The following is an 18,462-nucleotide window of genomic DNA, read 5'->3' on the forward strand; positions in this document are numbered from 1 at the left end:
TTAGGGAATAGTGACCACAAGTTTACCGCGCACATGCCCCGTACCCAGTTCCTTATAACCGTCACGGATGGAACCAAGTTTGAAGGGGTACACATGCGCTAAGGTCACGTCAATATCTCCCGATGCCACCAGATCGGCGACTTCTTTCAGGTCACCGGGCTGCGCATGCCGCGCCCCCGTAAACTGTGCGCCCTTCATCATCGCCTTCGGTGTAGGAATCAGCGTGCCCATCGCGGGCCCTTTCAGTCCGAGCTCTGCCCCTAACGGGATATAGTCCCCGCCGTAGCAGTCAAGCATTTTCGTAACCGGGGTCGGTGCTGCCTTGAGAATACGCTCCTTCAAACCGTCACCGTATGCAACCGGAATAGCCCCTAGAGAGCGCACAAACTCCGCGTTTTTCTCCGATGCGATACCGATAACTGTTGCTCCCCGATGCACCGCAAGCTGAACCGCCACGGCTCCCACACCGCCAGATGCGGCACTGATAACCAGCACATCCTCGGGTTTCAGATCGATTGCACGGAACGCCCCACATGCGCTCTCCCCGGCGACACCCAAGGCTGCGGCAACCTCAAAGTTCAGGTTCTCAGGTTTCGCAACAATATTCTGTGCAGAAGTCACCAGTTTCTCAGCCAGTGAGCCTTTCGTCACGCCGGAACCGGGAGCGCTGCGCAGGGTTCCCAGTACCGCATCGCCCACAGCAACATTGTTCACGCCGGGGCCGAGAGCATCTATCACGCCTGAAAAATCACGCCCCACACCCTTTGGAAAACGTGCGGGACCGCGGCCAAACCACCAGGACGGGTGACGCAAACGGTTAATCGTCTCTACGACGCGAAGCGGCTTGAACCCCTCGAAAGTCTTCATCTCCAGAGGGTTCAGTCCGACCGCTTTGACCGTCACACGGACTTCACCTTCACCCGGTGCAGGCTCATCTGACTCAACCATTTCTAGGACGCTGGGATCGCCATAGGCGTTGTACTGAATTTTGCGAATCATGAGATTTTTCCTTTCACTGTGACTATCTGCCTACAACAAAGGCCGGATTCTCAACACAATACAATGCGGAAAATCCGGCCTTCCAAATCTTATGAGGGGGCAACAGAGGCCGACTTGAGTGGACCGACTGTGCCAAGCGTTCCTGTTTTAGACGACACCGGTACAACTTCAGTAAACGAAAGCATACACGCGCCGTCATTCTTCACGAGCACGGGTTTCTTCACCTCAACGGTACGACGCTTTGCCAGCCACGATACCCCGGTTTCTGAGGCGGCGAGCGACTCAAGCATGCACATCACGGCGGGAGTCACCAGTTCCTCAAGGGTCTTACCCACCGTATTCGGCTGCCCGATACGATCCCCCAGTTCCGAAGTATCCTTACTCTCCATGAGCGTGCGCACATTCACCCAGCTGCCCCACACACCTTTGCCTTCCAGCAGCTTGGCGTTCTGCCCCACGGGAACAACCGTGGTGAAATAGGCGATGTCGTAGCGTTTATGGAAGAAGTCTGGCGACTGCCAACGCGATACCGGGCGCAACAGGTCTGTGCGCAGTTTCAGCCCGCTTGAGGTTAAGAACTGCCCGAAGCTCTTGTCTTGATCAGCGATTGCCTCACGCTGACTCATCTGTTCTTCACCCGCGCCGCTTTCGGCGACGTTCTGCCCGTCCTCACCGGCAAGAAGCAGACCGGTCTCTTCAAAGGACTCGCGAATAGCAGCGATCACGGTGCGGCGCGCGCAGGTTACATTTTTGAATTTGAACTTGGCAGACCATTCGTCGGGGGTCGGACCATACCAGGGGGTTGCGTCGTCGTCGCCGGGGGTCACGGTACCGCCCGGAAAAGCGACAACGCCCAAGGGTGAGGACCCCGGACGGTAGGTCAGAATGGTTTCAAGACCGTCTTCGCCGTCACGCACAAAGATGACTGACGCTGCTTGGCGGAGCGAGCATGCCCCTCCAGCATCCTCACCGCCCTCGGATACCCAGGTTTCGGCGGCGGTGCGCATAAACTCCGGGATTTTATAAAGACGCTGAATCTGCTCGGTGCGTGCGGCAGGTGCAGAAGACCGCCCGGTAAAGATGCGCGGCTTTTGTTCTTCACCAACCACCGGAACTACTCCGGTGTACAACTTCTGAGAAGGTGTCGTAGTCATGATCCTGAGAATATTAGACGTACTCGACGATGATTTCAACCTCAACGGGAGAGTCCAGCGGAAGCACCGGAACACCGACCGCCGAGCGGGCATGCGTACCAGCCTCACCAAAGATCTCACCCAACAGCTCAGAGGCGCCGTTGATTACGCCGGGCTGACCGGTAAATTCCGGGTCTGATGCCACGAACCCCACAACTTTCACGACCTTCTTCACCCGATCAAGGTCGCCGATAACGGACTTCACGGCGGCAAGCGCATTCAGCACTGCAATAGCGGCGTACTTCTTGGCGTCCTGAGGGGTCACAAATGTTGAGTCACCCGAATCCGAGACTTTACCGGTGGCGGGCAACTGACCGCTGACGAATGGAAGCTGTCCGGAGGTATACACATAGTTCCCGCTCACCACAGCGGGTACATAGGCGGCGACAGGGGCTGCGACTTCGGGAAGTTGGTAACCAAGTTCACGAATGCTCAGTTCATAACGGGATTCAGTCATGGGGTTCTCCAGGGATGTGGTTGGTGGCACGTGCGCCGCATATATGTAGTGTTGTGTAGAAGCATATCGCAAAAGGAACGCTAAACCCGGCAACCGGAGGATTCAGGTTACCGGGCGTGGTGCAAGGCTTTAGCCTTCAACTTTCTCGCGTTTGAGGTAGGCAATGGGGTTACCCTGGGTGGGTGCCACCATGTTGCCTGCAGGGGTCGGTCCGCTGGGTGCGGGTGCACCGGGCAGAACCGCAACAAGTTCCCACCCTTCCTCACCGTAGTTATCAAGGATTGCCTTGGTGGTGTGCACGATCAACGGCACAGTCAAATATTCCCATTTCTTCATAGCTCTAGGGTAGTCCTGTTCCCCGGCTCGAACAAGGTCATTGCGCTCTATTGCAGGTTCAACGCTCTAGGCGTAACAAAGGGGCAGAACGTGACGCCGAACGGTCACCTCGTGCACCGGGTACGCCGGTCAGCCCCGCACAGAGTACATAACCCGCGAAATGACGCGGATTTTCGGGGCATAGACGCGGTGTTTTCACGATATAACCAAGGATGCGCATCCGGCGCGTTGCCCGCGAAGACGGGAAACCGGCAAGTTAAACCTAGAGTTTAACCCTTTTGAGGGATGCGTTCTCAGGTGTATCCGCTAAACTGAATGAATGGCTTCACGAAAAAAATCGCGCGCGCAACGGCGTCGCCCCAGTGACTTTTTGCAGTTTGTGGCGTTCAGTATCATTGCCGGGTTCTTGGTAGCAATTATCGTGGTACCCCCGGCGGTAGGTGTTGGCATGGTCGCTAATGCCTCAATGACGTGGTTCCAGGATCTTCCGGAAGACATTTCAGAAGGCCCCTTCTCACGCCCATCGACTCTGTACGCCTCTGATGGTAAGACCGAGCTTGCGACCTTCTTCGAGGAAAACCGCACAGAGGTTAAGCTCGATCAGATGTCACCGCATATGCGTGATGCCATTATCTCGGTGGAAGACCGCGACTTCTACAACCACGGTGCCGTATCAGCTATTGGCATTGGTCGTGCGTTCGCGAATAACTTCCTGAACCCGAAGAAACGTCAGGGTGCATCGACACTCACACAGCAGTACGTGAACAACCTGATCGTTGATTCCGATGTGCAGCGCGGCGCGGACCCCACAACCCTGGGTGGGAATAAAGGCTATCTCGACAAGATCAAAGAGATGAAGCTCGCTATCTCGATGGAGCAGAACAAGTCTAAAGACGAGATTCTTGAAGGCTACCTGAACATCGTGAACTTGGGCGGTACCAACTACGGTGTTGAGGCGGCGGCCCAATACTATTGGGGTATTCCCGCGAAGGATCTTTCGGTAGCCCAATCGGCACTTCTCGCGGGTCTAGTGCAGTCACCGAACACCTATGACCCAACGACGCACCCCGATTTGGCGCGTGAACGCCGCGATGTGGTGCTTGGCACCATGCTTCGTGACGGTAAGATTTCACAGCAAGAATACGATGAAGCCATTGCATCGCCTATTAAGCTCAATGTTCATCCGCCTGAGAAGGGCTGCTCTGTTGCGGGCGAAAGCTCATTCTTCTGTAACTACGTGGTGAACTATGTTGCGCTTGACGAATCTTTCGGGGCAACTCCTGAGGAGCGTTTGAACCTGCTCAACCGCGGCGGTTTTAAGCTTGTGAGTACTCTGAACCCCGAAGCGCAGAAGATCGCTAAACAGTCTGTGGAGGCTGTTCAGCCCGGTTCCACCAACACCAACAACGTGAACGCCGCTTTGACCAGTGTGGAGCCTGGCAGCGGTCGCGTGGTGGCGATGGCTCAGAACGCCGAATGGGGTAAACCTAAGGATGCGAACGACCACTCGCAGACTCAGTTTAACTTCAACGTAGATTCGCTCTATGGCGGTACCCCCGGATTCCAGCCGGGCTCGACATTCAAGCCCGTGGTGCTGTCCCAGTGGATTAACTCTGGTCGAGGTGTGAACGCCCAAATCGATGGTACGGCCCTATCCTACCCAAGCAACTTTGGGTGGAACGCCCGCTGTGTGGAGGGCGGTAAGTATTACTACCGCGACTCCGCTAACGGCTGGTCCTTCAAGAACGCGGTTCCGGGATACCAGACCTGGGGTACGGTCACCCACGGTATTCGTGTTTCGGCTAACTCCTACCTGTACTCGATGGTCAGTAAGCTCGACCTCTGCGATATCAGCGATATGGCGAATAAGCTGCACCTGCACGACGGTCTGGGCCAGCAGCTGTACGATCCGGGTCTGCTCAGTGCCAACATTGGTGGTACCAGGTACGGTGCTACCCCGCTGACCATGGCGAGTGCATACGCAACTTTCGCGAGCGAAGGTAAGTACTGTGAGCCGCGCCCACTTGAGAAGATTACTAAGGGTGATGGTTCGCCCATGAAGACTTACGAATCTAAGTGTGAGCAGGCGATCAGCCCGGATATTGCTAACGGTGTGAGCTACGTGCTCAAGGGCGTGCTTGCCTCCGGAGGTTCAGCGCCTAAGCGCGCTATCGGTCTGCCGGATGCTTCCGCCGCGAAGACCGGTACGAACGATAACTCCTCACAGACCTGGATGGTCGGTTACACCCGCGGCCTGGCAACTGCTTCGTGGGTGGGCAGTAACGACCTGGGTTACCGCTCGATGAACGGTATTGCGATTAACGGTCGCGTGCTGGAGTACGTGGACGGTGCGACCTATGCGGGTGCCCAGTGGCAGCAGTTCATGCAGGCCATGGCACCGAAGTACAATACCGAGAAGTTTACTGAGCCCCCGGCATCGGTGACGTCAACAAACGTCAACGGTAACTAAGAGGGCGTACTGAAGAAAGGCACACGATGTGTGAGAGCGCATCCGGTGCCCGCGCATCCGTGGCGGCTTCTGAAGCAGCACGTGGTTCGCACTTCACACAGAGTATGGTGAAGTTTGCGACTGCGGGGCTTGCTTTGGGGGCCGCCACGACGGCGTATGGGCGCTTCGTTGAATTGAATAATTTTCAGGTACGCGAGGAAACTCTCGCGGTGCTTCCGGTGGGATCGCCAAACTTTAGGATTCTGCATATCTCGGATATGCATATGATTCCTGGGCAGAGGGCGAAGACCGAGTTCATGCATTCTTTGGCGGGCCTGAACCCGGATTTGGTGGTGAATACGGGCGATAACCTCTCGCATGTGGGCGGGCTTGATCCTCTCCTAGAGGCACTTGACCCTCTCCTGGATTTTCCGGGGGTTTTTGTGCCCGGCTCGAACTGCTATTTTGCTCCGGTGCTGAAGAATCCGGCGCGGTATCTGTGGCAGGCGCGCACGCCTCAGGAGATTGAGGAGGGGTCGCGTGTGCCGCTTCCGATTAAGCGTATGCATAACGCCTTTGAGTCGCGCGGCTGGGTAGGGCTTATTAACCGGTACGACGGCGTCACGCTGAGCGGGTTGCACTTGGAATTTTCGGGGGTGGATGATCCGCATCTGCGTTACGATGCGCATCCGGGGTTCTCACCGCAGGCGTTTGAGTCTTCGGAGGTGCCGCGTATTCGTGTGGGTGTTGCGCATGCACCGTATATGCGCACTCTGCACAGATTTGTGCAGGATGGTGCCGAACTTATTTTTGCCGGTCACACGCACGGCGGGCAGGTGTGTCTGCCGGGCGGTCGTGCGCTCGTGAGTAACTGTGATTTGCCGCCGTCGCGTGCGAAGGGTGTGAGCTACCAGGGCGATGTTCCGGTGCAGGTTTCGGCGGGGCTGGGAACCTCACGGTTCGCGCCAGTGCGACTCTTCTGTCCCCCGGAGGCGGTGCTCGTCACCCTCACGGCAAAGGACGGGTAGGTTTTCTTCCCCCCCCTTCAGATTCCGCGAGCAGGTGGTTTTTGGTCAAGCAGGTAGTATTTTCCTACCTGCTCGGCCAAAAGCTACCTGCTCGCGTGTAGAGTAAATACCGAAAAGCTTTCTCTGCATCAGTATTTATTACTACCGCATACCACATATTCCAGATACCTCTAGGTGCATACTCCGTCTACAATCTATACAAACCGAAACTTGGCTCTGTTACCCCTCTAGCACTACGACTTTCGTTTGCAAACGAAAAATACTGTAAACTAGGGAGAAATCCCCAAGTTTGTATGAGTTAGGAGGTAGCAGTCATGACTGCCCAGCACACTCGAACTTTTGCGGCTGAGCCTCTGCAAGAACAGATTATTCCGTTATCAGAAGAGTTCATCCAAAGCCTCACGGTTCAGGGGACTTTGCCGAATGGGCAAAAGGTTCAAGCCCCTGAACCCGTTGCCGACTTTGTTCGTGCACAATTTCAAGCTATTCTTGCTCACCACGATGTTTCCGTGCAGTTCAGCCCAGAAATTTTAACGACCAGCGAGGCAGCCGCAATCCTGGGGCTGTCCCGCCCCACTCTTGCCAAGTGGGCTGATGAAGGACGGATACCTTCGCATAAAGCTGGCACTCACCGCAGGTTCAAACGCGAGGATGTTTTTGCTTTTCGCGAGCAGCGACGTATCGAGAAGAAGCAAGCGCTGCATGATCTCCTTGACTTTCAGAGTGCGCATCCTGAGCTTGATGAGGGCTAGGTTCAATTCGCCATGTTGTATAAGCTACGCCCATCTCAGCGAGTCTTAGTAGATGCGAATATCTTTTTTAGCCAGACTCTAACCGATTGGCTATTCTTCACTACATACCTATCTTCCCGAGTCTTTTACAATTCTATGCACTGAAGATATTCTCGCAGAAGTTCGGTATCACCTGCGCAGACGTCACCCTACTGCCAGCAGCAAAACCATTAAGACTAAAATTTCTAAAATCAGAATGTGCATAGATGATTTTGTTGAATTCTCGGGGTCTTCTTCGGGGGTACCTGATATCTACGATCTACACGTACACTCCGCAGCCCTAGACGGACATATTGATGTTCTGCTGACCGAAAACGTTAAAGATTTTCCTTCTCCATCTACGTACAACGTTTCTACAGCCGACGATTTTTTCATAAAAATTGTTATTGATACACAGGGTTATAAAGAGGTTCTTGAAATCATACAGATGCAAAGAGAATACATGAGGCGAAGACATAAAAGTCTAGATCTAAGCGCATACCTTGAAAGAGCTAACTGCCCCAAATTTGCATCCCTAATTAGAGACCTACAAAGAGATCATCTATCTTCAACACAGGACAAATAGATTTACATTCGTTGCTACCCAGCAGGTTAAACACATCCCATAACCTGCTTGCGTGTAGAGTAAATACCGGAAGACACTCTTCCCTACTACTGCAATGCATTGGAAAGGCCCATGCGATATAACGACTACCAGCAACCTATCGGCGATGCCCTGCCCGACTACCGCGCGGGCGAGACTCCCAGCATTGATTGTTTACAGGGGCGCTACTGCCGCCTCGAAAAACTTGATGCAAAACGCCACGGCAACGACCTGTACGAGGTCTACGGTCCTGAAGCTCCCGAACAGAGTTTCACTTATTTGTCCTTGAACCCTGTTGCTGACCGGGCAGAGTTAGAGACACTCCTCAAGCACATGGAGGAATCCACGGATCCGTACTATCTGGCTGTGATAGATCAGGATGGGCGTGCGGTTGGCACTTTAGCGCTTATGCGCATCAACCCCGCCCACCGTGTTATCGAGGTGGGCAGCGTGACGTATGGCGAACGTCTAAAACGCACTCGCGCCGCCACGGAGGTGCAGTATCTGCTGGCGCAATACGTGTTTGAGACGCTGCACTATCGCCGCTATGAGTGGAAATGCGATGCACTGAATGAGCCTTCACGCCGCGCAGCCGAGCGCCTAGGCTTCACCTATGAGGGAACGTTCCGCCAAGCCGTCGTGTATAAAGACCGCAACCGCGATACGGCGTGGTATTCAATGCTGGATACCGAATGGGAGCAGCGTAAACACCGGTTGCTGCAATGGCTGGATCCGAAGAATTTTGATGCGCGCGGTCAGCAGCGCACCTCCTTGCGAGAGATCGCTTTATAGCCATTAGCCGAAAGGGTACTCTAAGGTATTGTCAGAGCCAAACGGCATGGATACCATGGTATTTTCTCAAGTCGAACGGAAGGGAATACCATGAAAACCCTTGTGATTGTCACGCATCCTAATATCCATGATTCTATGGTCAGCAAAACCTGGGTTCACATGCTGCGCCAGCATCCGGATCGGTTTACCGTGCATGAACTATACAGCGAGTACCCTGACGGTGTGATTGATGTAGAGCGCGAGCAGGCTCTCGTGGAAGAGCACCAGAACATTGTGCTTCAGTTTCCGGTGTACTGGTTTAACTGCCCGCCGCTTCTGAAACAGTGGTGCGACGAGGTGCTGACGTACGGGTGGGCCTACGGCTCGAAAGGCAAGGCGTTCGAGAATAAGAAACTCGGCATTGCCGTCTCGCTGGGCGCTCCCGCCCCAGAGTACAGTGCGGAAGGTTCCGTTGGGTATACCGTCGCCGAAACTCTGCGCCCTTTCGAGCTGACGGCCAACTATATCAGCGCCGATTATCAGCCTCTCTTCGCGTTCCACACCATTGACACCTATGAGAGCTACGATGAAGCCGCTGCCCAGCAGGTGGCAGATAGCGCGGATGACTACCTGGCGCATCTGAACACCTACTACGCCTAGGCTATGGCCGCGTAGCCTCTGCGAGCAGGTGGTTTTTGGCCGAGCAGGTAGGAAAATACTACCTGCTCGGTCAAAAGCTGCCTGCTCGCGTGCTAGGAGAAGAGGAAACGGGTTAAGCTCACCGATAAGAACGGGACGCTCAGGGCAGAACCGTAGGGGGCGCATCTGGAGTGCCCCTCTATAATTAAGAGCACTAACGCTCACACCTTGTAGAAACGTTGAACCGCATCTAAGCAGGAGGAAACGAGCACGACCCGCACACACGCCCCCGGCACTTCTCGACGACGCAATCCCTTCCTGGAAACCGCCCCGGAACCTATTCCCGCACCCGTGAACTATGATGCGGGCGAGCGCGCGCCCCTCAAATTCCTGCCGTATATTGCCCCGATTCGGTGGCGCTGGGCTATCGGCATGCTGGTCGCTGTTGGCGCGGCGATTCTCGAAATTTCTATTCCGCAGATGCTTCGGTTCATTGTCGATGAGCTTGTGCAGAATACGACCGAGGCGGGCGTCTGGATTGGCGGCGGACTAGTACTTTTGATCGGCGTGGGGAACGCATCGTTGGCGTATTGGCGGCGGTGGCTGATCGTGGATCCTACCTCCACGCTTGAAATCCGCATGCGCATGAACTTTTTTGACCGGATTTTGCGGGCGCCGCTGAGCGTTCTTGACCGGTGGTCTTCCGGGCAGCTGCTCACCCGTTCCATGAGCGATTTGAGTACGATTCGCCGGTGGCTTTCGTTTGCGCTGGTGCAGATGACCTCGGTTGTGGTCATGTTCGTAACGGGCGGGTATTTTATGGTGACCGCATCCGCCCCGCTCGCGGTTATTTTTGGGGTGGCTATTCCGGTGCTGGTGCTGTCGCTCATCAGCTATGTGCGCAAATATGAGGCTTATACCCGCGAGATTCAGCGGCTTACCAGTGATCTTTCGACCCGTATTGAGGAGTCTGTGCGCGGTATCCGGGTGGTTAAGGCGCTGGGCCGCTCCCCCGAGCAGATTACCGAGTACACCCGCGATGCCGAACATTTGAATGAGGTGGAGCATCGCCGTGCCATGTTGGTGGCACGTGTGGGGTTTTATCAGCGCGTGATTGTGGGGGCGGTGACGATGCTCGCCCTGCTGGTGGGCGCGCCGCAGGTGGCATCGGGTAGTCTTTCTTTGGGTGCGATGACCGCCTATTTTGCGGTGCTGACGGTGGTGTTGGGGCATGTGCTCCGTTCGACCGCGCTGATGGCATCATATTTGAATTACCGGGTGGCGTTTGAGCGTCACGTTGAGGTGATGGCGGATCCCGGCGATGAACAGGTACGACTAGTTGAGGAGGAGACCGTGGCTTATCCTTCGGGTGGCGCAATTTCTGTGGCGTGTGAGGCGGTGAGCTTCAGCTATGCCGAGCAGGCGAACACCGTAGATGCCACCGATCCTAATGCGGTGGCACGCGCACACGAAGATTCCGCTGATACTCAGGCGCGCACGGCTAAGGTTCCTGAGGAGCATTCCGGGCAGGATGGGGCTTCAACGGATCACGCCGAGCAGAGCGGTTTAGGCGGTTTTCTGGCGAAGATTCTAGGTTTTGCCAAGGGCTCGCAGGGTCATCAGGACAGTGCCGGTTCCGCACAGGAGTCAGATCCCGATCCTGCGGCATTCCCGGAATTACAGGCTGATATGCAGGATCCAAGCCCCGAGCCTACAGAGCAGGAACGCGAGTTTGCGCGTGCACAGCAGAAGGCTGCAACCTCCAAAACCCCGTCGGTACTTCACGATATTACGTTTAAAGCTTTTGCGGGCGAGATTCTGGCGCTCGTGGGGGCTACCGGCAGCGGAAAATCAACAATTCTCAACCTGATTCCGCGGTTCTATGAGCCCTCATCAGGAAAGATTCTGCTGGGCGGTCATGATGCCGCCGATATGCCGCTGCCTGAGGTACGCGCGCAAATGGCCTCTGTTTTTGAGGAAGCCGTGCTGTTCTCGGGGTCGGTGCGTGAGAACGTCCTGCTAGGGGTGCACGATCTTAGCTCTTCTGAGGAGGCGGATCAGCGTGTGCGCGCCGCCCTCACGATCGCGGCCTGCGATTTCGTGGACGACCTTCCCGAAGGGGTCAATACCATTATTGGCGAAGAGGGGTTGAGCCTCTCGGGCGGTCAGCGGCAGCGGCTTTCTTTGGCGCGTGCCCTGGCGGTTCGCCCGAGCGTGCTGCTGCTTGATGATCCGTTCTCGGCGCTGGACGTTCACACGGAAGAGAAGATTATTGAGGCGCTGCGCACCGGCCACGAAGGACTGGGCGGGGCTACTACCCTGCTGACCGCGCATCGTCCTTCAACGGTGGCGCTTGCCGACCGGGTGCTGCTGCTGGAGGATGGCCGTATTACCGCCCAAGGCACCCACACCGAGCTTATGAAGCTGCCGCAGTACCGCCGCCTGATGAGTTTGCAGGACGAGGATTAATGCCCACGCGTCTCGTGCCGAATTCTGACGAACGCACGAACCTGACCCCCGAAGAACGGCGGCAGGCTCGGAAGCGTTCGTACCGTCTACTGCGCGAGATTTTGCGCCCGCATCGGCTGTCCCTGGCGATTTCGGTGGCGGCGGTAATACTCGGGGCGATCGCATCCGCCGTGCAGCCCTGGCTGATTGCACGCGTGCTCGATACCGCAATTGAACCACTCACCCACGGCGACAGCGCCCCGCTTATATTCTTTGTGGTGCTCTTTGGGGCAACCGTACTCGCTAACGGCACCCTGACCTGGGTGAATGTGGTCTATACGGTGAGGGTTTCGCTGGGTGTGCTGTTGAGCCTGCGCACGCGAGTGTTCCAGCATTCGCAGTCGCTGAGCGTCTCGTTCCACGAGTCATATACGTCAGGCCGCGTAATTTCGCGGCTGACAAGCGATATTGATACGATCCGCACCTTCTTAGACAGCGGTATAAGTCAGCTTGCCACAACCCTGCTGGGGATTGCGTTCTCAGTAATCGCCATTTTCCTGTTGGATTGGCGCATCGGTCTGCTTCTGGTGGCTATGACGGTTCCCATCTGGTTGATAACCCGCTGGTTCCGCACCCGCTCAGAGACCGCATTCCGTGCCATGCGTAACGAATCTGCCCAGCTGACAAGCCGTTTTGTTGAAACCTACACCGGTATTCGAGCCATCAAGAGTTTCGGTGCAGAGGCGGATGCGCGCGCATCGTACGCCCGCAACGCCGAACGGTACCGGGTGGCGGTCATGGATTCTATCAAGCTCTTCGGCATCTACTCACCCGTGCTGATTCTGCTGGGCAATATTTTTGTGGCGGCGGCGCTTGTGATTGGTGGGTATGCGGTGCTCGGCGGCACCATGCAGGTGGGCACCCTGCTTGCGCTCATTATTTATGCGAACCGGGTGTTTGAGCCGATTATGACGCTCTCCGAGTTTTATAACGTACTCCAGTCGGCGTTTTCGGCGTTGGAGAAGGTTTCCGGGTTCTTAGCGGAGAAGCCACAGATTCAAGACCCGCAGCATCCGGTAAGCCTGCCGCAGTCCCCCGCCACGCCGGCGAGCACCGAGAGTTCGGCAGAGGCAGCCCCGCTGGGTGAGATCGTTCTTGAGGATGCCGCATTCGGTTACACTGCGGGTCAGCACGCGCTCATGCCTACGTCGCTGAGGATTGCACCGGGGCAGACGGTGGCGCTCGTGGGTGAAACCGGTGCCGGGAAGTCTACGATTGCCAAATTAATTGCCCGTTTCTATGACGTTGATACCGGCAGGGTGCTTCTCGACGGCGTAGATGTGCGTTCCCTGACCGATCAGGAGCTGCGCCGAAACGTCGTCATGCTCACTCAGGAAGTCTTTCTGTTCTCAGCCTCGATTGCCGAGAACATTCGTTTGGGCAACCCGCAGGCGACCGACGACCAGGTACACCGGGCGGCGCAGGCTGTCGGCGCGGATGAGTTTATTCAGACCCTCCCGCAGGGGTACGGCACGATGCTCGGGCGCGGCGGTGTGAACCTTTCAACCGGGCAGCGTCAGCTTGTGTCTTTTGCCCGCGTTTTCTTGGCGAATCCGCGGGTACTGATTTTGGATGAGGCCACCGCATCCCTCGATATTCCCAGCGAGCGTGCGGTGCAGCGGGCGCTCAATGCCCTGTTGGCGGGGCGTACCGCCGTGGTGATTGCGCATCGTCTTTCGACCGTGCTGAGTGCGGACCGGGTGCTGGTTGTTTCTGCGGGGTCTATTGTTGAGGATGGTTCACCGCAGGAGCTGATTGCCGCCGGTGGCGAGTTTGCCGCAATGTACACCTCGTGGGAGGATGCGCGGCAGGATTCAGACTCCCCCAGCGCCTAACTCTTATGTGCACGTTTATCTATTGTGATACGTGCATGAGAGCCCTAAACGTCATAGTTCTTAGCTGTAACCGCCTGAGTAGACACGGCAAAGTTTTTTGTGGATGATAAAGGTGTCTTGCCGCTTCGTAGAGCGTGCAGATACTCATTCACTTAAACCCTTATAACCTCATGGAGGAAAATATGTCACGCAATGATGCGAGGAAGTTTCTGGCTCAGGGCACCGCTTCTGCACTCACTCTTGCTCTTGGCCTGACCTTTGCTGCTCAGCCTGCTTTTGCGGAAACTGCGAAGGCGGCGGATCCTGCGCCGAGCGCATCCGCAGCCCCCAGCGCACCGGCAGCTGAGACGAACCCCGGACTTTCGGTAGATCCGACTCCTGCGGTGCCTGTAGTCGCACCGGCTCCGAGTGACGGCCCGTCTCCGGAGGCTCCCGCACCTGCACCGAGCGAAAAGCCAGCGGCGGTGGTCTTCAAGGATGTTCCCCAGACCCATATGTTCTATCAGGAGATCACCTGGCTGGGAGAGACCGGTATTTCGACGGGTTGGCCCGATGGCACTTTCCGCCCGTCCCAGAATATTGAGCGCGCCGCAATTGCCGCATACTTCTACCGGATGGCTGGCTCACCCGATGTTGTTCTGCCCAAGCAGTCGCCGTTCACCGACGTTGCTCCGAGCGATCCTTTCTACAAGGAGATCGTGTGGATGCACCAGCAGCACATCACGACCGGCTGGTCGGATGGCACCTTCCGCCCGCACGATTCCGTTACTCGTGAGGCTCTGGCGGCGTTCTTCTACCGTGCCGCTAATATGAACGACGATGCGGCACCGACTCAGGATCCCTTTACGGATGTGACCTCGGCGAACCCGTTCTACCGCGAAATCGCATGGTTTAAGGCACAGAAGATCACGACCGGTTGGCCCGACGGCACCTTCCGCCCGCATGAACCCGTTACTCGTGAAGCGACTGCCGCGTTTGTGTTCCGCTTCGCCAAAATCTAGGCGAGTAACCTTGTATAGCCGCTGCGGGAAACGTTGAGCGTTTTTCTCCGGTGGTGCGTGTGCTTCCGCGTTTTTAGTGCATCAAGCAGAAGGCGGAAGCACACGCACAAGACACCGCGCCTACTCCCCTGGAAACTCAGGGTTTACAGGTTTTTGAGAGGGCTTATTCGTGTTGCTTTCCCCGTGCTCTTCGGCTATTATTGATGAGTTGCCTGCGGGTTGTCCGACAGGTTAACACCGGGATGTGGCGCAGCTTGGTAGCGCGCGTCGTTCGGGACGACGAGGTCGCAGGTTCAAATCCTGTCATCCCGACCAACCCTAAACCCCCTGAGAGTAATCTTCAGGGGGTTTGCTGTATGTGCCTTCTGCTCGGGTCCCCACTGAGCCGAGTCGAAAGTCTAAATATCCAATGTACGCAGCAGTTCGCGCGGCGGAATCACACCGTCCTCAATGTAGGCGCGGAAGATAGGCGCCGCCTGCTCGCCCGTGAAAACCTCTTCGGGGTGCACTTGAACGGGCATACGGTTACCAACCCATGTGATGGTTGTCCACGCATCGGGGTCGGTCACGGGTTTGCGGGCCACCGTGTACTGTTCGTACGAACCATCTTCGGCAGTCACCCTAATTTCCACCGTCATCGCATGCGTAGAACCGGCACACTGTATATAGTTGCCGTGCGCCACCGAATCCTGGGGAACGTCATCAACATGGTTCACGCCTTCAGGCAGAGCCCACACCACCAGGGCGAAGCGTTTGTCACCCTCCAAAAAGTCGGGATCAGTGAGGCGCTGCTCGGTATCGTCGGCGAAAGACTGCGGAGTCTGGGGGACATCAAATCCGTTATATTCAGTCTTCCCCACCACCCTGTACGCAAAGTACTTCACAGACTTATTCCTCTCTCACGTGTTCTTCAGTAGGCACCAGAGTATCGAAGAGAAACCGTGCGTGCCAGCACATTCGTCACTTCGCCGGGCTAACCCCGCCCACTCATGAGGGCGAGCGCCATTTCGAGGGAGCCGCGCTGCTGAATTTTCTCCCACAGGGTGCACAGCATCATCGCCAGCACCCACCATATGAGCAGGAACCCGAACCAGAGCGCATAACTATAGACGCTCCCCTGCTGCGGGGCGCGATAACCTTCACCGGCGACCATCGTCACGAGCCGCCCGCCACCGTAGAATGCCAGCCCCAGCATCACAATGGATGCGCTCAGCGACATTCGACCCAGCCGCGCGAACGGTTCCAGCACACCTTTTCCGGCGCTGAGCCGCGCAAATTCGCTCCAGGTGCAGACGGTTCCCGCCACGCCTACGATGGTGAGTACGATCGGCCACGTGAGCGGTCCCAGTTGGGCATGCGGATACACCCACAGGTAGATGCTCACGGCAAGAGAACCCAGCGCCACCGGTATGCCCAGGCGTGCGCCGAGTTTTTCGTATCCTCGCCACAGCACCATGCCCAAGCCCATAAGCCAGATGAGTTTGAATCCATCCTGAAACATGGTTCCCGCGCTCTCGTTCACGATTGCTGGGATTGTGCGATGCAGCCAGTCGTCGGCAGTCCACCCGCCCACGCTCAGCCGCTCGTAAGTGAACGGCACGGCGGGGCTGGCGAGCACGGTCACGGCAAGCTGCACCCAAAACGGCATATATACCAGCCCGATGCTCAGCAGGGTCAGCACGGCCAGGGGCAGAAGCATATCGAAACGGATGGGGAAGTCTTTCCACCCGGAAAAAGCTTGATCCGCAAAGGTGCTGTGTGGAAGTTGGGCGAGAATCCAGCCGAGCACGCAGAACGCCAGAAAACGCACGATACTGCTCGCAAAAAACTGCGGAAAAGCCACCTTGCGGGAGTATAAATATGCAGCCGCGCCCAGAATCACGGCAAACAGGTTCAATGCCTGCGGAAGCACCTGTGAAAGCCAGCTCAGATGTTTGCCGGGCACCAGGTTAAGGCTTACGCTCACAGGAATGAGCATGAGCAGAAGCGCAAAGGCGCGAGCGCTGTCTAACCCGGTATCTCGCCGGGTGTTGGTTTCCGGTAGCATGCATCTCCTGCTCGCTCGTGCCTGTGGTGGTGCATTCTACGGTACCGTGTTCTGCGGGCGGTTTCTAGCGGCGCCTGATGCTATGACGGTTCGTGTTGAGGGTATGCCGCATCATGTGATGTCAAATTGTTTTGCCCCAGCTCAGGACGCAGATGTGCGGGGTGGGGTGCAAGATACCGGATTGTTGTGTGCGGGTTATCCGCTGGCTTCGGAACGTCATGTGATACCTTGGGCAGCTGGAGTAGATTTCCTCGCCCGCTGTACTTACGCCTAGTCTTTTTGAAAGAACACAGTCAGCCCCTCCTATGTGAATAACCCGAAGTATCTAAGGTATGCTTTCTTCACTATGAACGTTCTGGATGTTTCTCAGCTTGCCCAGCCCCTCGCCGCCGCACACACGCATATTCTTGCTGCCGGTCCGCACGAGGCGTCCGGGGTTGAGGGTACCGCGCAGTATGTCTCGATTTTCTGGGTGACCTTAGCGGCGCTGCTTTCGCCCATCATGTCGCGGCTAACGGGCAAGCGCATCCCCGATGTGGTGTTCTTACTGATCTGCGGTGTGCTCATTGGCCCGAACGTGCTGGGGCTGGCATCCGGCAGCGACGGCGGCATTCCGCTGCTGAAAGAACTGGGTTTAGGCATGCTCTTTCTGATTGCCGGGTTTGAGATTAACGTCGATTCGCTGCGTAACCGCCAGGGTAAAAGCGCAATCGCAACCTGGTTTATCTGTTTTGCGCTGGGCGTGCTGGGGGCGGCGCTCATCACCGGTTTCACCAGGGGTTTTAATACCTATATTGCGGTGGGTATTGCACTGAGTTCCACAGCTCTGGGCACGCTGCTGCCCATGCTCAAATCCCATGGTGCGGCGGGTACTCGGGTGGGTAACGCGGTGCTGGTGCACGGTGCCGTTGGCGAACTTTTCCCGATTTTTGCGATGTCGCTGCTGCTCTCCTCGTACTCGCCGGGTTTGGCGATTTTGATTCTGCTGGGGTTCATGGCGATTGCTGTGGTGACGGCGATTATTCCGCATCGTCTTCTGCAGAAAGTGCCCGGCCTGCGCCAGATTATGGCGGTAGAAACTAACACAACCAGTCAGCTTGTGCTGCGTCTTGCTATGTTTCTGCTGGCTACCCTCATTATGTTTACGGCACTTTTCGGGCTGGATGCGGTGCTCGGCGCCTTCGCTGCGGGTATTATTATGCGTTCGCTCACCCCGGTGGGCGCACTTCACATGATCACGGCACGGTTAGAGACGGTCGGGTTTACGTTCATGATTCCGCTGTTTTTCGTGGTCAGCGGCATGGGGATTAACCCTTCTGTGGTGGCGTCTTCGCCTCTGCTGCTGGCAATGGTGGTTATTGGTATTCTGCTGGTGCGCGGGGTGCCGGTGTTTATTGCGGAGCGGTTCACGAACACGGGTTCGGGACTGCAGTCAATGAGCGAGAAGGTTGAGTTAGCGCTGTATTCGGCGGCAGGTCTGCCTATTATTGTGGCGGTCACGAGTATCGCCACGAGTTCGGGGCTGCTGGAGAGCTCTACTGCATCGCTTCTGGTGACCGGCGGTGCCCTCACGGTTCTGCTATTCCCGCTGTGGGCTGCAGCCATTAAGCGGGCTTTTAGGTCGCAGACGGCTGAGGCTGAGTCCGGTGTTTCTAAGCGTGCCCAGATTGATGCGTTGAAGGCGCACCGCAACGCGACGGTGAAGCTCACGACCGGTATGATTCCGGTTGTGAAGCCGACGAAAGAAACGCATAGTCCTCTGCGGGGCAACGGCTCTTCGAGTTCCTCCAAAACCCCGAAACCGCCAAAGAACTAGCTGGTTTCC

At 56.5% G+C, this 18,462-nt stretch carries 17 protein-coding genes and 1 tRNA gene; 12 read left to right on the forward strand and 6 right to left on the reverse strand.

The features are described 5' to 3' along the window. The 4 genes from HMPREF2756_RS01335 to HMPREF2756_RS01350 form a co-directional block, all read right to left on the reverse strand. Nucleotides 1-999, reverse strand: coding sequence for an NADP-dependent oxidoreductase (locus HMPREF2756_RS01335; RefSeq protein WP_070617408.1), 999 nt, complete (start codon nucleotides 997-999; stop codon nucleotides 1-3). A gap of 89 nt (nucleotides 1,000-1,088) precedes the next feature. After that, nucleotides 1,089-2,153 carry an NUDIX hydrolase gene (locus HMPREF2756_RS01340; protein WP_070617411.1) on the reverse strand — a complete coding sequence of 355 codons (1,065 nt, stop codon included), beginning with the start codon at nucleotides 2,151-2,153 and terminating at the stop codon, nucleotides 1,089-1,091. A 13-nt stretch (nucleotides 2,154-2,166) separates the two neighbouring features. Continuing rightward, complete coding sequence (locus HMPREF2756_RS01345; protein WP_013397767.1) at nucleotides 2,167-2,649, reverse strand: RidA family protein; 483 nt, start codon at nucleotides 2,647-2,649, stop codon at nucleotides 2,167-2,169. A 129-nt stretch (nucleotides 2,650-2,778) separates the two neighbouring features. Continuing rightward, the gene (locus HMPREF2756_RS01350) at nucleotides 2,779-2,985 is read right to left on the reverse strand and encodes a DUF4177 domain-containing protein (RefSeq protein ID WP_048754236.1); all 207 of its coding nucleotides are present in this window, start codon (nucleotides 2,983-2,985) and stop codon (nucleotides 2,779-2,781) included. Nucleotides 2,986-3,304: 319 nt separating this feature from the next. On the opposite strand from HMPREF2756_RS01350, the gene HMPREF2756_RS01355 reads away from it, so the two are divergent. The 10 genes from HMPREF2756_RS01355 to HMPREF2756_RS01395 all read left to right on the forward strand — a co-directional run bounded on the left by HMPREF2756_RS01355 (nucleotide 3,305) and on the right by HMPREF2756_RS01395 (nucleotide 14,905). Beyond that, entirely contained in the window at nucleotides 3,305-5,455 is a 2,151-nt protein-coding gene (locus HMPREF2756_RS01355; protein ID WP_070617415.1) for a transglycosylase domain-containing protein, read from the forward strand. Between the two features lie 26 nt (nucleotides 5,456-5,481). Continuing rightward, nucleotides 5,482-6,462: a metallophosphoesterase gene (locus HMPREF2756_RS01360; protein ID WP_070617418.1), complete on the forward strand. Its 981-nt coding sequence runs from the start codon at nucleotides 5,482-5,484 to the stop codon at nucleotides 6,460-6,462. Between the two features lie 314 nt (nucleotides 6,463-6,776). Beyond that, nucleotides 6,777-7,214: a helix-turn-helix domain-containing protein gene (locus HMPREF2756_RS01365; protein ID WP_070617421.1), complete on the forward strand. Its 438-nt coding sequence runs from the start codon at nucleotides 6,777-6,779 to the stop codon at nucleotides 7,212-7,214. Nucleotides 7,215-7,344: 130 nt separating this feature from the next. Beyond that, on the forward strand, nucleotides 7,345-7,818 hold the full coding sequence (locus HMPREF2756_RS11580; RefSeq protein WP_371440698.1) for a hypothetical protein: 474 nt from the start codon (nucleotides 7,345-7,347) through the stop codon (nucleotides 7,816-7,818). Between the two features lie 111 nt (nucleotides 7,819-7,929). Then, nucleotides 7,930-8,628 (forward strand): GNAT family N-acetyltransferase, encoded by a 699-nt coding sequence (locus HMPREF2756_RS01370; RefSeq protein WP_070617424.1) that lies wholly within the window; start codon nucleotides 7,930-7,932, stop codon nucleotides 8,626-8,628. A 90-nt stretch (nucleotides 8,629-8,718) separates the two neighbouring features. Then, a complete protein-coding gene (locus tag HMPREF2756_RS01375; protein WP_048777884.1) occupies nucleotides 8,719-9,267 on the forward strand; it encodes an NAD(P)H-dependent oxidoreductase in 549 nt (182 codons plus the stop codon). Nucleotides 9,268-9,597: 330 nt separating this feature from the next. Further along, nucleotides 9,598-11,715: an ABC transporter ATP-binding protein gene (locus HMPREF2756_RS01380; RefSeq protein WP_070617427.1), complete on the forward strand. Its 2,118-nt coding sequence runs from the start codon at nucleotides 9,598-9,600 to the stop codon at nucleotides 11,713-11,715. Beyond that, nucleotides 11,715-13,589, forward strand: coding sequence for an ABC transporter ATP-binding protein (locus tag HMPREF2756_RS01385; protein WP_070617429.1), 1,875 nt, complete (start codon nucleotides 11,715-11,717; stop codon nucleotides 13,587-13,589). Before HMPREF2756_RS01380 ends, HMPREF2756_RS01385 begins: the two co-directional genes overlap by 1 nt. A 182-nt stretch (nucleotides 13,590-13,771) precedes the next feature. Then, nucleotides 13,772-14,590, forward strand: a complete 819-nt coding sequence (locus HMPREF2756_RS01390; RefSeq protein ID WP_246825786.1) for an S-layer homology domain-containing protein — start codon at nucleotides 13,772-13,774, stop codon at nucleotides 14,588-14,590. 238 nt (nucleotides 14,591-14,828) lie between these two features. Next, a tRNA-Pro gene (locus tag HMPREF2756_RS01395) sits at nucleotides 14,829-14,905 on the forward strand. Nucleotides 14,906-14,988: 83 nt separating this feature from the next. Here HMPREF2756_RS01395 and HMPREF2756_RS01400 read toward each other — a convergent pair. Together HMPREF2756_RS01400 and HMPREF2756_RS01405 are read right to left on the reverse strand one after the other, a co-directional pair. After that, a complete protein-coding gene (locus tag HMPREF2756_RS01400; RefSeq protein WP_070535478.1) occupies nucleotides 14,989-15,474 on the reverse strand; it encodes an NTP pyrophosphohydrolase in 486 nt (161 codons plus the stop codon). 89 nt (nucleotides 15,475-15,563) lie between these two features. Continuing rightward, nucleotides 15,564-16,637 (reverse strand): hypothetical protein, encoded by a 1,074-nt coding sequence (locus HMPREF2756_RS01405; protein WP_070617432.1) that lies wholly within the window; start codon nucleotides 16,635-16,637, stop codon nucleotides 15,564-15,566. On the opposite strand from HMPREF2756_RS01405, the gene HMPREF2756_RS11090 reads away from it, so the two are divergent. Then, complete coding sequence (locus HMPREF2756_RS11090; protein ID WP_141747799.1) at nucleotides 16,636-16,911, forward strand: hypothetical protein; 276 nt, start codon at nucleotides 16,636-16,638, stop codon at nucleotides 16,909-16,911. The genes HMPREF2756_RS01405 and HMPREF2756_RS11090 overlap by 2 nt on opposite strands. Before the next feature lie 72 nt (nucleotides 16,912-16,983). Further along, nucleotides 16,984-18,453 (forward strand): cation:proton antiporter, encoded by a 1,470-nt coding sequence (locus tag HMPREF2756_RS01410; RefSeq protein WP_070617436.1) that lies wholly within the window; start codon nucleotides 16,984-16,986, stop codon nucleotides 18,451-18,453. Nucleotides 18,454-18,462 lie beyond the last annotated feature (9 nt).

Source organism: Rothia sp. HMSC067H10 (assembly GCF_001810635.1).
Taxonomy (GTDB): Bacteria; Actinomycetota; Actinomycetes; order Actinomycetales; family Micrococcaceae; genus Rothia; species Rothia dentocariosa.